This window comes from Microbacterium sp. ZW T6_19 (genome assembly GCF_044987465.1).
GTDB classification, from domain to species: Bacteria; Actinomycetota; Actinomycetes; order Actinomycetales; family Microbacteriaceae; genus Microbacterium; species Microbacterium natoriense_A.
Window position 1 is genome coordinate 484,220 of record NZ_JBJDRH010000002.1, and the last position, 12,614, is coordinate 496,833.

Annotated in this window: 12 protein-coding genes; 5 read left to right on the forward strand and 7 right to left on the reverse strand. The window is 68.7% G+C overall.

Going from position 1 to position 12,614, the window contains the following annotated elements; translation table 11 throughout:
* The first annotated feature begins 10 nt into the window (after positions 1-10).
* Together ACI3KT_RS04890 and ACI3KT_RS04895 are read left to right on the forward strand one after the other, a co-directional pair.
* Positions 11-583: a DUF4395 domain-containing protein gene (locus ACI3KT_RS04890; RefSeq protein WP_292905865.1), complete on the forward strand. Its 573-nt coding sequence runs from the start codon at positions 11-13 to the stop codon at positions 581-583.
* Between the two features lie 85 nt (positions 584-668).
* The gene (locus tag ACI3KT_RS04895; protein ID WP_292905863.1) at positions 669-1,094 is read left to right on the forward strand and encodes an OsmC family peroxiredoxin; all 426 of its coding nucleotides are present in this window, start codon (positions 669-671) and stop codon (positions 1,092-1,094) included.
* Here the strand turns inward: ACI3KT_RS04895 and ACI3KT_RS04900 are convergent, their stop codons facing one another.
* The 5 genes from ACI3KT_RS04900 to ACI3KT_RS04920 form a co-directional block, all read right to left on the reverse strand.
* Complete coding sequence (locus tag ACI3KT_RS04900) at positions 1,095-1,529, reverse strand: hypothetical protein (RefSeq protein WP_292905898.1); 435 nt, start codon at positions 1,527-1,529, stop codon at positions 1,095-1,097.
* The gene (gene dapB / locus ACI3KT_RS04905) at positions 1,529-2,269 is read right to left on the reverse strand and encodes a 4-hydroxy-tetrahydrodipicolinate reductase (RefSeq protein ID WP_292905861.1); all 741 of its coding nucleotides are present in this window, start codon (positions 2,267-2,269) and stop codon (positions 1,529-1,531) included. Before dapB ends, ACI3KT_RS04900 begins: the two co-directional genes overlap by 1 nt.
* Before the next feature lie 45 nt (positions 2,270-2,314).
* Positions 2,315-2,917, reverse strand: coding sequence for a histidine phosphatase family protein (locus ACI3KT_RS04910; RefSeq protein WP_045258802.1), 603 nt, complete (start codon positions 2,915-2,917; stop codon positions 2,315-2,317).
* A gap of 79 nt (positions 2,918-2,996) precedes the next feature.
* Positions 2,997-4,025: an aldo/keto reductase gene (locus tag ACI3KT_RS04915; protein WP_292905857.1), complete on the reverse strand. Its 1,029-nt coding sequence runs from the start codon at positions 4,023-4,025 to the stop codon at positions 2,997-2,999.
* A 214-nt stretch (positions 4,026-4,239) separates the two neighbouring features.
* Positions 4,240-6,522, reverse strand: coding sequence for a polyribonucleotide nucleotidyltransferase (locus tag ACI3KT_RS04920; protein WP_292905856.1), 2,283 nt, complete (start codon positions 6,520-6,522; stop codon positions 4,240-4,242).
* A 360-nt stretch (positions 6,523-6,882) separates the two neighbouring features.
* Between ACI3KT_RS04920 and ACI3KT_RS04925 the strand changes: the two genes are divergently transcribed.
* Positions 6,883-8,193: a UDP-glucose/GDP-mannose dehydrogenase family protein gene (locus tag ACI3KT_RS04925; RefSeq protein ID WP_307296297.1), complete on the forward strand. Its 1,311-nt coding sequence runs from the start codon at positions 6,883-6,885 to the stop codon at positions 8,191-8,193.
* Positions 8,194-8,242: 49 nt separating this feature from the next.
* On the opposite strand, the gene ACI3KT_RS04930 is transcribed toward ACI3KT_RS04925, so the two are convergent.
* Positions 8,243-10,165, reverse strand: coding sequence for a GDSL-type esterase/lipase family protein (locus ACI3KT_RS04930; RefSeq protein WP_404902846.1), 1,923 nt, complete (start codon positions 10,163-10,165; stop codon positions 8,243-8,245).
* 154 nt (positions 10,166-10,319) lie between these two features.
* Here ACI3KT_RS04930 and ACI3KT_RS04935 point away from each other — a divergent pair, with 154 nt between their 5' ends.
* A complete protein-coding gene (locus ACI3KT_RS04935) occupies positions 10,320-10,892 on the forward strand; it encodes a DedA family protein (RefSeq protein ID WP_404902847.1) in 573 nt (190 codons plus the stop codon).
* 40 nt (positions 10,893-10,932) lie between these two features.
* On the forward strand, positions 10,933-11,109 hold the full coding sequence (locus ACI3KT_RS04940; protein ID WP_160298187.1) for a DUF5302 domain-containing protein: 177 nt from the start codon (positions 10,933-10,935) through the stop codon (positions 11,107-11,109).
* A 53-nt stretch (positions 11,110-11,162) separates the two neighbouring features.
* On the opposite strand, the gene ACI3KT_RS04945 is transcribed toward ACI3KT_RS04940, so the two are convergent.
* Positions 11,163-12,602, reverse strand: a complete 1,440-nt coding sequence (locus ACI3KT_RS04945; protein WP_404902849.1) for a cation:dicarboxylate symporter family transporter — start codon at positions 12,600-12,602, stop codon at positions 11,163-11,165.
* Between the last annotated feature and the right edge of the window lie 12 nt (positions 12,603-12,614).

The following is a 12,614-nucleotide window of genomic DNA, read 5'->3' on the forward strand; positions in this document are numbered from 1 at the left end:
GGAGCCCACCATGACCACACCCGCAGGCATCGACCCGCGCGGCCCGCGCTTCGCCGCGACCATCACCGCCGTGCTTCTCCTCATCGCGACGTTCCTCGGATTGATCGGAATCTCGACCGCGCAGGGCGCGACGACGTTCGGCTGGTTCGCGTACCAGCCGCTCGCCGACGCCACGTTCACCCCGACGGGCTGGGCGATCCAATCCGCTTCCCTCGCCGCGCGCGTCCTCGACCCCGCCTTCCTGCTGACCCTCGTGATCGCGCTGCTGTTCCTGTGGAGCGTCGCGTCGCCGCGGACCGCCCCGTGGGGCGCTCTGTTCCGCGCGGCCATCCGCCCTCGTCTCGCACCGCCCTCCGAGCTCGAGGACCCCCGCCCGCCGCGCTTCGCGCAGGGCGTCGGCCTGTTCGTCGTGACGATCGGGCTCGTGCTGCATCTGGTCGGCGTCCCGTGGGCGCTGCCGATCGCGACGGCGGCCGCGTTCATCGCGGCGTTCCTCAACGCGGCCTTCGCGTTCTGCCTCGGGTGCCAGCTCTATCTGCTGCTGCAGCGCGCGGGCGTCCTCGGGCGCACAGCATCCGCCTGAGCGCAGTTCCCCGCGACGTGCGCGCTCGGTAGGCTGGCGACGATGCGACGCCGCCACCCAGGCAGCGCGAGAACCGGAGGTCATCATGCCCGTCACCAGTGAAGCCAACAGCACCTGGACCGGATCGCTCATCGAAGGATCCGGCACGGTCGCCTTCTCGTCGTCGAACCTCGGCACCTTCCCCATCGACTGGAAAGCCCGCAGCGAGGGCAGCAGCACCACGACCACTCCTGAAGAGCTCATCGCCGCGGCGCACTCGTCGTGCTTCAGCATGGCGCTCTCGAACGCTCTCGCCGAGAACGGCACCCCGCCCGAGCGCGTGAACACGAGCGCATCCGTCACCTTCAAGCCCGGCACCGGCATCACCGGCAGCCACCTCAACGTCAACGCGGTTGTCCCGGGTCTCTCGCCCGAGAAGTTCCAGGAGATCGCCGAAGGCGCCAAGACCGGATGCCCGGTCTCTCAGGCACTCGCGGGCATCGAGATCACCCTCGAGGCCACGCTCGCCTGATCAGGCGCGTTCGAGGCGGATCGCCTCGCGGATGCTGGCTCGGGCGTCCTTGCGACGCCCGGCCGCATCCTGCACGACCCCCAGCCGGTAGCGGGCGCGCCAGTCTTCGGGCGCGGCATCTGCAGCGGCGGTGTATCGCTCGACGAGAGGATCGGCGTCTGCACGGGCGATCCGGCCGCTGGGAGTGAGGTCGGTCTCGACCGGGGGCATCCCGCCCTCGGAATCGAGCACCCGGCCGAGGCGATCCGCTCCGAAGCCGAACTGCATCTCTCTGATCAGCGCCCAGGCGCCGAGCGGCGCCAGCACGACCAACGCCACCCCCATGCCGATCGACACGGGGGTTCCGACGACGAGGAACATCACGGCGAGCCACACCGCGACCGCGAGATAGACCACGAGCGCAGCGCCCATCAGGGCGACGCCGATTCGCGACATCACGAGCGGATGCCGATGTCGATCATGTTCTCCAGCCCTACGACGACGCCCTCCGCGTGCAGAGCGAATGGCAGGGCGAGACGGATGCCGGGGGCGTACGCCTTGGCGGGCTCGACCGTGTCGTGCGTGAATGTGAGCGATTCGCCGGGCCCCGACAGGATGACCTCCTGCTTGGCGACGACGCCGGGGCGGCGCAGGGAATGTATCGGCACGCTGCCGACCTGCTGTCCTCGCGCGCGCTGGTCGGCGTGCGGGGCGCTCACCGGACCCTGCTCGGCGCGCGCCGCGGCGATCAGCTCCGCAGTGCGCACTGCGGTGCCGCTGGGCGAGTCGATCTTCGACTCGTGGTGCGCCTCGACGATCTCAGCCGAACCGAAGAACGGCGCAGCGGCCGCCGCCAGGGCCGTGCCCAGAACGGAGCCGAGCGAGAAGTTCGGGATGAAGACGGCGCCCGTGCCGGCGGCCTCGACGAGCGGGCGGACCAGAGCGATGCGCTCGGCCGACCAGCCGGACGTTGCGACGAGCACGTTCATGCCGCGCTCGACCGCTGCGCGCACGACGTCGATGCTGATCTGCGGTGTGGACGCGTCGACGACGAGGTCTGCGCCGTCGATCTCGGAGAGATCGCTCGACGACGTCAGCACGCGACTCACCTCGAACCCCTCGAGGTCGTCGATCACCGCGTGGATGATCTGCCCGAGCTTGCCGGTACCGCCGACGAGGGCCACGCGCGTTGTCATGCGACCAGTCTATTTGGACGGGCGCAGACCCGGCGGCGCGACAGGTCAGACCGGCATGCCGTCGGGGATGCCGGTGCGCAGCTCGACGGGCAGGTGGCCGGTGTCGTTGTGCGTCAGCAGCGTCCACGGGCGACCCTGCTTCTGCGCGATGACCGTGAGCCCGCAGTGGGCCTGGTTGAGGGTCATCCAGCGCCACTCGGGAGCCCCGAGCACCTCGCGCACGAACCAGGAGATCACGAAGTTGTGAGTGATGAGCACTTCGTGCACGTCGCCGGTCTTGCGGACGAGGAACTCGTTCACAGCATCGGCCATCTGCGCCCGACCTGCTTCGATCTCGGCATCCGTCACCGCTCCGAAGAACGGCTCGAACACCGCCGGAGTCTCTTCCGTCATGCCCGTGGGCACGCAATCGAACAGCAGCGCAGTGGGTTCGGGGTCGACCGACGGCAACCGGGCCGCGATCGCGCGGGCCGTCTCGTTGGCCCGCAGCAGCGGAGAATGCCAGACCGCATCGAGAGGAAGACCCGACAGACGATCGGCGATCAGTTCGGCCTGTCGCTGCCCCCGAGGTGAAAGGGGTCCGTCGGCGAGACCGTGCTCGGCGTCTTGATGTTCACCATGTCTGACCAGATAAATGTAATGCGTCACTACTCGCTCGCTTCATCGCCAGCATCCGCCGGACTCCACTCCACCATAAGCCAGGTGTGTGACAGACGCGTGACGACGCTCAGATGCCGGCTCGGGTCAGATCAGCCAGATGCGCACGCGACAGCGTCACCCCTGCGCCCTGCATCAGTTCGTCGACGTGGTCGCTCGCGAAGGCGTTCACGATCGGCGCCGCGATGGTCCGTTGAGCGAGCAGCCAGGCGATCGACACCGCAGCCACCGGCACTGAGAGCTCGGTCGCGACCTGGTCGAGAGCCCGGAGGATCTTGATTCCTCGGCGGTTCAAGTGGCTGCGCAGTTGCTCGCCGCGCACGCCCTGAGCGGCCAGCGCCTTGCTGCGATGGCGCCCGGAGAGGAAGCCGTGCTCGAGCGCGTGCGAAGGCGTGACCGCGAGGTTCTGCGCCCCCGCGACGAGGCGCAGATCGCCTTCGAACGGCTGTCGTCGGATGAGGTTGTAGGGAGCGTCGATCACTTCGATGCGCGGGTAGCCGGCGGACGCCAGGATGCGCGCCTCGACGAGCCTCTCGGGACTGAATCCGAAAGCCCCCACCGTCGTGATCTTGCCCGCCTCGACGAGCCACTCGACCGTCGCGAGGGTGTCTTCGAGGTTCGTCGTCGCGTCGAGTGTCGCATCGAGGTACAGGACGTCGATGCGCTCGACGCCCAGACGGGTCAGCGAGCCCTCGACGGCGCGGACCAGGTTCACCGAGCCGAGACCCGGGTTGTCGGCATGTGCGCCGATGCGCACGCTCAGCAGCGTGCGCTCCCGGTGTCCGCGTGAGCGCAGCCACTGTCCGATGATGTGCTCGCTGCGACCGCCGGAGAATCCGTCGGCCGTGTGGATCGCGTTGCCACCGAACTCGATGTAGCGGTCGAGAATGCCGTGGCTGGTCTCGAGGTCGACGTTCCAACCGAACTCGGCGGCGCCCAGCATGAGCGGGAAGGTCTCGAATCCAGTCTCTCCCAGCGCAACCCTCACGGTCTCGCCGACACCGGCCCCCACGATCGGGATGGGCGCAGACGGATGCTCAGCCGCCCCGTGCTGTGCACGTTCGACGGACGCTCCTGCGCCTACGCTGAACAACCGCATCATTCTCACCCCCGCATCGACCGTGCGTTCCGGTCTTGCGTCACTGCTGCCTATGCACCCCCCGGTGCGTACTTCGAGGGTATGCGACAACGGCGATCACGCTGACCAATCCAGGGAACGGCGCGGAAACACCGCATAACGGTTTGGTCACATCGGATACGACAGAACCCGGACGTCGCTCGGCGAGGCCCGGGTTCTGTCGTGTCAGCGGTGCTTACTCGGCTGCAGCATCCTCAGCCGGAGCGGCATCAGCCTCGGCAGCCGGAGCTTCGTCGAGCACGGGCTCGAGCGACAGCTTGCCGCGATCGTCGATCTTCGTGATCTTCACGAGGATCTTCTGGCCCACGGACAGGACGTCCTCGACGTTCTCGACGCGCTTGCCACCGGCGAGCTTGCGCACCTCGGTGACGTGCAGCAGGCCGTCCTTGCCAGGAAGCAGCGAGATGAAGGCGCCGAAGGTGGCGATCTTCACGACGGTTCCGAGGAACTGCTCGCCGACCTCGGGGTTGGTCGGGTTGGCGATCGCGTTGACCTGGGCACGGGCAGCCTCGGCCGAGGGGCCGTCGGTCGCGCCGATGTAGACGGTGCCGTCCTCCTCGATGGAGATCTGCGCACCGGTCTCGTCCTGGATCGCGTTGATCGTCTTGCCCTTCGGGCCGATCAGCTCGCCGATCTTGTCGACCGGGATCTGCACGCTGATGACGCGCGGCGCGGTGGGCGCCATCTCGTCAGGAGCGTCGATCGCGGAGTTCAGGACGTTGAGGATCGTCAGACGAGCCTCGCGGGCCTGGGTCAGCGCGCCGGCGAGCACCGACGACGGGATGCCGTCGAGCTTCGTGTCGAGCTGGATCGCCGTGACGAACTCGCTCGTGCCGGCGACCTTGAAGTCCATGTCGCCGAGAGCGTCCTCGGCACCCAGGATGTCGGTCAGCGCCGCGTAGCGCGTCTCGCCGTCGACCTCGTCGGAGACGAGACCCATCGCGATGCCGGCGACGGGAGCGCGCAGGGGCACACCCGCGTTCAGCAGCGACAGAGTCGAGGCGCAGACGGAGCCCATCGAGGTCGAGCCGTTCGAGCTGAGCGCCTCGGAGACCTGACGGATCGCGTACGGGAACTCCTCGCGGCTCGGCAGAACCGGAACGAGTGCGCGCTCGGCGAGGAAGCCGTGCCCGATCTCGCGACGCTTCGGCGAACCGACGCGGCCGGTCTCACCGGTCGAGTACGGCGGGAAGTTGTAGTGATGCATGTAGCGCTTGCTCGTCGTCGGAGACAGCGAGTCGATCTGCTGCTCCATCTTGAGCATGTTCAGCGTGGTGACGCCCAGGATCTGGGTCTCGCCGCGCTGGAAGATCGCGGAGCCGTGCACGCGCGGGATGACCTGCACCTCGGCGTCGAGCGGACGGATGTCCGCCAGGCCGCGACCGTCGATGCGAGCGCCCTCGGTGAGGATGCGTCCGCGCACGATCTTCTTCGTGACCGACTTGTACGCCGCGGAGAACTCGAGCGGAGCCCCCGCCGGAAGCGAACCCGCCTCGGTGGCCTCGATCAGCTCAGCCCTGACGCGGTCCTTGATCGCGTCGTCGGCCGTCTGGCGCTCGGTCTTGTCGGCGATCTGGTAGACCCCGACCAGCTCGTCGTAGGACCGGCCGGCCACGAAGTCGTAGACCTCCTGGCTGTACGCCGGGAAGACCGGGTACACACCCGGCTCCTTCGACGCGGTCGCTGCGAGCTCGGCCTGAGCCTTGACGAGCTGCGCGATGAAGGGCTTCGATGCCTCGAGTCCCTGCGCGACGATCTCCTCGTTCGGCTTGGTGGCGCCGGCCTTGATGAGGTTCCAGCTGCCCTCGGTCGCCTCGGCCTCGACCATCATGATCGCGACGTCTTCAGAGCCATCGGCCTTCGTGACGACGCGACCGGCGACGATCAGGTCGAACACGGCCTCCGAGACCTGCTCGGCGGTCGGGAACGCGACCCACTGATCGGCGTGCTCGCCGTGGCCGGGGATGAACGCGAGGCGCACACCGGCGACGGGGCCGGAGAACGGCAGGCCCGAGATCTGGGTCGACGCGGAGGCCGCGTTGATCGCCAGCGCGTCGTAGAACTCGCCGGGTGCGATCGACAGCACGGTGATGACGATCTGGACCTCGTTGCGCAGTCCGTCGACGAACGACGGACGAAGCGGGCGGTCGATCAGACGGCAGACCAGGATCGCCTCGGTGGACGGGCGTCCCTCGCGGCGGAAGAACGAGCCGGGGATCTTGCCCGCGGCGTAGGAGCGCTCTTCGACGTCGACCGTCAGCGGGAAGAAGTCGAAGCCCTCGCGCGGGTGCTTGCCTGCGCTGGTGGCCGAGAGGAGCATGGTCTCGCCGTCGAGGTACGCGGCGACTGCGCCCTGAGCCTGCTGCGCGAGGCGGCCGGTCTCGAAGCGGATGGTGCGGGTGCCGAAGCGGCCGTTGTCGAGAACGGCCTCGGTGGCGGTGATTTCAGGACCTTCCAAGAGGTCTCTCCTTCTTTGTTTAGACTCGCGAATCCGTATGACGCGCGAGCGTGTTCATGAAGGAGCGGAAAGGCGGGGTTCGGGCGCGCGGGCATTCCCGCGAATGTCACCTGCGCTGGCCACCAGTAGAAAGCCACCCGACGATCGCCGAGGAACCCACCACAGGGGACCAGCTTCTCCGCCGATCGCTCCATGAGTCGATATGAAGTTGTGAGTCGACACAGATCGACCTCATCCAGCCTATCAGCGAGAGCACGGAAAGCCCCGCCGCCGCTCACATCGCGGATCGGTCATGCCCCGGCCACGCACCGTTCATCCCGCGGATGCCCCGGCGTGGGCGGCATCCGCTCTGCTGGGTCCATGCGCTTGTCAGTGATCGGCTGCGGCTACCTCGGTGCCGTGCATGCCGCTGCGATGGCCTCGATCGGACACGACGTCGTCGGCATCGACGTCGACGAGCAGAAGGTGGCGGCCCTGTCGGCCGGCACCGCTCCTTTCTTCGAGCCACAGCTGGCCGAGCTCCTTCAGGCCGGCCTCGCCTCGGGACGACTCCGGTTCAGCACGCACATGGCGGACGCGGCAGGGGCGGGCGTGCACTTCCTGGCGGTCGGCACGCCCCAGCTTGCAGGCGGGCACGCGGCAGATCTGCGATTCGTCCACGCCGCGGTCGACGACCTCGTGCCCCACCTCCGCCCTGGCGACGTGCTGGCCGGCAAATCGACCGTTCCTGTCGGTACCGCGTCGGGCATCTCCGCCCGCATCGCGCCCACCGGCGCCGTGCTCGCGTGGAACCCGGAGTTCCTGCGCGAGGGGTGGGCGGTGCACGACACGCTGGCTCCCGACCGCATCGTGGTCGGCGTCTCGTCGGGCGAGTCCGGCGAGCGCGCCGCCGAGATCCTGCGCGAGGTCTACCGACCAGCAGTCGAGGCCGGCGCTCCGTTCCTCGTGACGGATCCTGCGACGGCAGAGCTCGTCAAGGGAGCCGCCAACGCCTTCCTCGCGACGAAGATCTCGTTCATCAACGCGATGGCCGAGATCGCTGAGGCCGCCGGCGCTGATGTGACGCTTCTCGCGGACGCGATCGGGCACGACACCCGGATCGGGCGACGCTATCTCGGCTCGGGCATCGGATTCGGCGGCGGGTGCCTGCCGAAGGACATCAGGGCCTTCGCCGCCCGCGCCGAGGAGCTCGGACGCGGCGAGTCGGTCGGCTTCCTGCACGAGGTGGATGCCATCAACCTCCGTCGGCGTGATCGAGCCGTGCAGATCGTCGTCGATGCACTGGGCGGTCTGGTGTTCGGCAAGCGCGTCGCCGTGCTCGGCGCCGCGTTCAAGCCCTTCAGCGACGACATCCGCGACTCCCCCGCTCTCGACGTGGCCGTACGTCTGCGAGGGCTGGGCGCCGACGTCGTGGTGACGGATCCCGCCGCGATCGACAACGCCAGGGCAGTGCACCCGCAGCTCGGATATGAACGAGATCGCGATGAGGCGCTGCGGGGAGCGCATGCCGTCGTCGTCGTCACCGAATGGGACGAGTACCGCCGTCATCTGTCGCCGGAGCACGCGGGCGCTCTGGTCTCCGCGCGCGTGGTCGTCGACGGGCGCAACTGCCTCGACGCCGCCGCGTGGCGGGCAGCGGGCTGGGCGTATCACGGCATGGGCAGGCGCTGAGGCCCTGAGCGCTCGCGCGCTGCGCCACCGAGGGCCCTCTCGGTGAGCGCTACACCTCCACGTCGCTTCTGACGTTCGAGCGGCCGAGATAGACGTACCCGTCGTGCTTGGCGGCGCGCCCGTCGCCGGCGGCCCGGCCGTGCAGACGCCGCCACACCCAGGGCAGCGCGTGCCGACGCCACCAGAGCCCTGCTCCGATCGGCTCGTGCTCGTGCAGAGCGGCGTCGAGAGCGCCGAGGGCGTCGGCGTGCGGCACGGCGAGGATCTCGCCCGCCCGGTAGGCGAGGAAGCGGTGCCCCCGGCTGCTCAGATGCACGAGGTCCTCACCCCAGTTCGGCCGCTCCCGCAGCGTCGGGTGCAGATCGGTGTCGATCAGGATCGCACCCGTGCGCGCGGCGACCCCGGCGAGCGCGGTCGCGAAGGCGGAGAAGCGCCGGGTGTAGATCGACGCCGCCCGCCTGCCGGGCAGAAACGGCGTGACCAGCAGCACGTCAGCTCCGCCGGCGCGGAGCTGCCCGATCGCATCCTCCACCTGACGAGCGAGCGCAGGGACGTCTGCACGGTGCTTCACCAGATCGTTCGCCCCGACGAGGATCGAGACGAGATCGGGCTGAAGCTGCAGCGCGCGCTCGAGCTGGGATCCGCACACGTCGGCGACCCGCTTGGATCTGATCGCGAGGTTCGCGTAGTGCAGACCGCCACGCGCGGCCAGCAGTAGAGCGAGCCGGTCGGCCCACCCCCGCAGCGCGCCGTCAGGCGCAGGATCGCACAGCCCTTCTGTGAGCGAATCACCCAATGCGACGTACCGCTGCCAGCGCACCTCGGTGACCGGCGCCGACGTCTCCGGCCGCACGACGCGGCGAGCGCGCAGGCTGCGGTCCACGTTGCTCAGCGTCCTCGCCTCATCGAAGTGTCCGAGCAACTGATCGCAGACCTTCGCCCAGCTGCGTCCCTGCACGGCCTCTCTTCCCGCTTCGCCGAACGCCCTGCGCTTGCGCGCGTCGCCTGCGAGGTCGTTCACCCGCATTCGGAGGTCATCGAGGTCGCCTGGCCGATAGAGCCAGCCGTCGATCCCCATGCGCACGAGGTCGAGAGGACCGCCTCGTCCGGTGGCGATGACCGGTACCCCGCTGGCGTGCGCCTCCTGCAGCGTCTGCCCGAACGTCTCGCTCTCCCCGGGGTGCACGAACAGGTCGAACGAGGCGACCGCTGCGGGGAGCGCCTCGCCATCGAGATGGCCGAGGAACACGGCATCGGGCAGCAGGGTCTCGAGGCGCTGCCGGCTCGGCCCGTCGCCCACGATCACGAGACGAGCACCGGGGATGCCGCGCAGGGACACGAGGTCCTCCACCTGCTTCTCCGGAGCGAGCCGCCCGACGTAGCCGATCACCACCTCGGCGCCCCACTCGGCGCGCAGGTCGTCATCGCGTCGCAACGGATGGAATCGCTCCGCATCCACTCCTCTGCCCCAGCGTCGCACCCGATCCACGCCCAGCCCCGCGAGCTGCTGCGCCGATTCGTTCGAGGGGGCGAGGCTGAGCGTGGCCCGGCGGTGCAGCCGAGCGATATGGGTCTGGGCGATGCCCGTGGTCGCGGCGATTCGATAGCGTTCGGTGTAGGCGGCGACATCGGTCTGATAGGCGGCGACGGATGCCACGCCCAGCCGGTCGGCAGCGAGCACGCCGCGCCACCCCAGCGCGAACGGCGACGCCAGGTGCACCACGTCCGGCCGGAATCGGCGGAGCGAGGCCGCCACTCGGTGCGCAGGAGACGTGCCGACCCGCACGTTCCGGTATCCCGGAAGGGCGAGGCTCGGGATCGCCTCCACGGCCGCGCCGTGCATAGCGGCTGGGATGCCCGCAGCAGCGGGCGCGATGACATGGGCGTCGTGCCCGGAGCGTTCGAGGTGCTTCAGGATCTGCAGCACGGATCCGGTGACACCGTTCATGTGCGGAAGGAAGGACTCTGTCACGATCGCGACTCTCACACCCTCAGAATGCCGCCGCCACGACCACCCGGCGTGCGGAAACGGGTCAGGGCACCAGATGTTCACCCGATGCTGGAACGCCGGTCACCGGCTATCCGACCGTTGGTTGCCGTTCACCTCGAACGCACACCCTGGGTGCATGCCGATCGATCTGCTGACCACGCCATGGGCTCTCGCCGTGATGAGCGTCCTCGTGCTGGGAGACGCGTTCCTCGTGGTGATCCCCGGTGAGGTCGCCGTGACCGCCCTCGGCGCGATCTCGGCGAGCGCGGGCGCCCCGCCTCTGTGGGCGGTGATCCTCTGCGCCGCTCTCGCCGCGGCATCCGGGGATATCGCCTGCTATCTGATCGGACGGACGGTCGGCATCGACCGCTGGGCCTGGATGCGCACAGTGCGCGTGCAGCGCGCGCTGCAGTGGGCGAGACTGCGACTGGATGCCGGCACGGCGACGGTGCTGTTCACCGCGCGATTCGTGCCCTTCGCCCGGCTGGCGATCAACCTCGTGGCCGGAGCATCTCGCATCCACGCACCACGCTATTTCGCACTCGTCCTCCTGGCGGCGGCAGGATGGGCGGTCTACCAGGCCTCGGTGGGAGCGCTGGTGGCGACCTTTCTTCCCGGGGGTCCGGTGGTCGCGGTGATCGTCTCGATCGCCGTCGCGATCGGACTGGGTGCGCTGATCGACGTGCTGACACGCAGACTGCGGCGGTGACCCTGCCATGCACCGGGCGCCGTGCCCTAGGCTGGCGGACATGAGCACCGAAGAAGGCGCATCCTCTCCCGAGGACATGAAGCGCAAGTTCAAGGAAGCGCTCGAGAAGAAGAACGCGCACCACCGGCAGGGCGAAGCCCACCTCGACGGCGACTCCGCCGTCCACGGCGCGCACGCACCGCAGACGCGGCGCGAGTTCCGACGCAAGAGCGGTTGACCGCGTGGATGCGGGAACCGATGCCCTCGGTTCCCGCATCCCTCACCTCCTGCTCAGCGCTGAGCGGCGCGCTCCCGCGCCCTCTGCTCCTTCGCCGACATCTCGGCGACCGCGGCCTCGTTCAGCTCGTGCAGGTCGGCGGCCTGCGCTGCCGCGACCGGCTCGTGACCGTCGACGCCGTCGAGGACCGACTCGTCGAAGGGCAGTTCGCCACCCAGCACCTGACGCACCCTGGTGCGATCGATCTGCCGCGTCCAGGTGCCGATCAGCAGTGTGGCGACGGCATTGCCGGTGAAGTTGGTGAGGGCACGACCTTCGGACATGAACCGGTCGATGCCGACGATCACTCCGACGCCGTCGACGAGATCGGGGCGGTACGCCTGCAGACCGCCCGCGAGAGTGGCGAGTCCCGCGCCGGTCACGCCCGCGGCGCCCTTGCTCGCGATGATCATGAACACGAGCAGTCCGATCTGCTCGCCGATCGTCATCGGCTGCCCGAGTCCGGTGGCGATGAACAGCGACGCCATCGTCAGGTAGATCGCGGTGCCGTCGAGGTTGAACGAATAGCCGGTGGGAACGGTGATGCCGACCACGGGCTTGGAGACGCCCACGTGCTCCATCTTGGCGATCAGGCGGGGAAGAGCCGACTCCGACGACGATGTGCCCACGATCAGCAGGTACTCGCGGCCGAGGTACCTCATCAGGCTGAAGATGTTCACCCTCGTCACCGCCCAGAGCAGCGTGCCGAGCACGGCGACGATGAACAGGATGCAGGTGATGTAGAACGCGACCATCAGGATGCCGAGGCTCCAGATGGCCGCGACGCCCGTCTTCCCGACGACCGCAGCGATCGCGCCGAACGCTCCGAGGGGTGCGAGCCACAGGATCATGCCCAGGATGCGGAACACGAGCTTCTGCAGCTGCTTCACCGCGTCCATGATGCCGGCGCCGCGCTCACCCAGGCCCTGCAGGGCGAAGCCGACCAGGAGTGCGATGAACAGCACCTGAAGAACGCTCTCGCCAGTGAAAGCGCCGAAGAACGTGGGCGGGATGATGCCGAGGATGAACTCCTGCGTGGTCTTCGCCTCGGTGCCGGTCGTGTCGTACGACGCACCGGCCATGTTCAGCCCCTCACCCGGGTGGATGATGTTGCCGACGACCAGGCCGATCGCGAGCGCGAAGGTCGACATGACCATGAAGTACAGCAGCGCGAGACCGCCGATCTTGCCCACGGTCGCCGCCTTGGCGATCGAGCCGACGCCGATCACGATCGTGCAGAAGATGATGGGCGCGATCATCATCTTGATGAGAGCGACGAAGCCCTTCCCCAGCGCCTCGAAGCTCTGACCGACCTCGGGCCAGATGAGGCCGACGAGAGCACCGAGCACGACTGCGAGCAGCACCGAGACGTACAGCCAGGTGTGGCGGTCCCAGGATTGCTTGCCTCGCCGCCAATGGAAACCCGGCAGGGTGAATCCGGTTGTGATGGCCATGTGGTCCTCCTC

Bases quoted from the DNA above. Each gene is read 5' to 3' on its own strand.
- ACI3KT_RS04890 (WP_292905865.1), top strand. From the start codon at position 11: ATGACCACACCCGCAGGCATCGACCCGCGCGGCCCGCGCTTCGCCGCG.
- ACI3KT_RS04895 (WP_292905863.1), top strand. From the start codon at position 669: ATGCCCGTCACCAGTGAAGCCAACAGCACCTGGACCGGATCGCTCATC.
- ACI3KT_RS04900 (WP_292905898.1), bottom strand. From the start codon at position 1,529: ATGTCGCGAATCGGCGTCGCCCTGATGGGCGCTGCGCTCGTGGTCTAT.
- dapB (WP_292905861.1), bottom strand. From the start codon at position 2,269: ATGACAACGCGCGTGGCCCTCGTCGGCGGTACCGGCAAGCTCGGGCAG.
- ACI3KT_RS04915 (WP_292905857.1), bottom strand. From the start codon at position 4,025: ATGCGGTTGTTCAGCGTAGGCGCAGGAGCGTCCGTCGAACGTGCACAG.
- ACI3KT_RS04925 (WP_307296297.1), top strand. From the start codon at position 6,883: ATGCGCTTGTCAGTGATCGGCTGCGGCTACCTCGGTGCCGTGCATGCC.
- ACI3KT_RS04935 (WP_404902847.1), top strand. From the start codon at position 10,320: ATGCCGATCGATCTGCTGACCACGCCATGGGCTCTCGCCGTGATGAGC.
- ACI3KT_RS04940 (WP_160298187.1), top strand. From the start codon at position 10,933: ATGAGCACCGAAGAAGGCGCATCCTCTCCCGAGGACATGAAGCGCAAG.
- ACI3KT_RS04945 (WP_404902849.1), bottom strand. From the start codon at position 12,602: ATGGCCATCACAACCGGATTCACCCTGCCGGGTTTCCATTGGCGGCGA.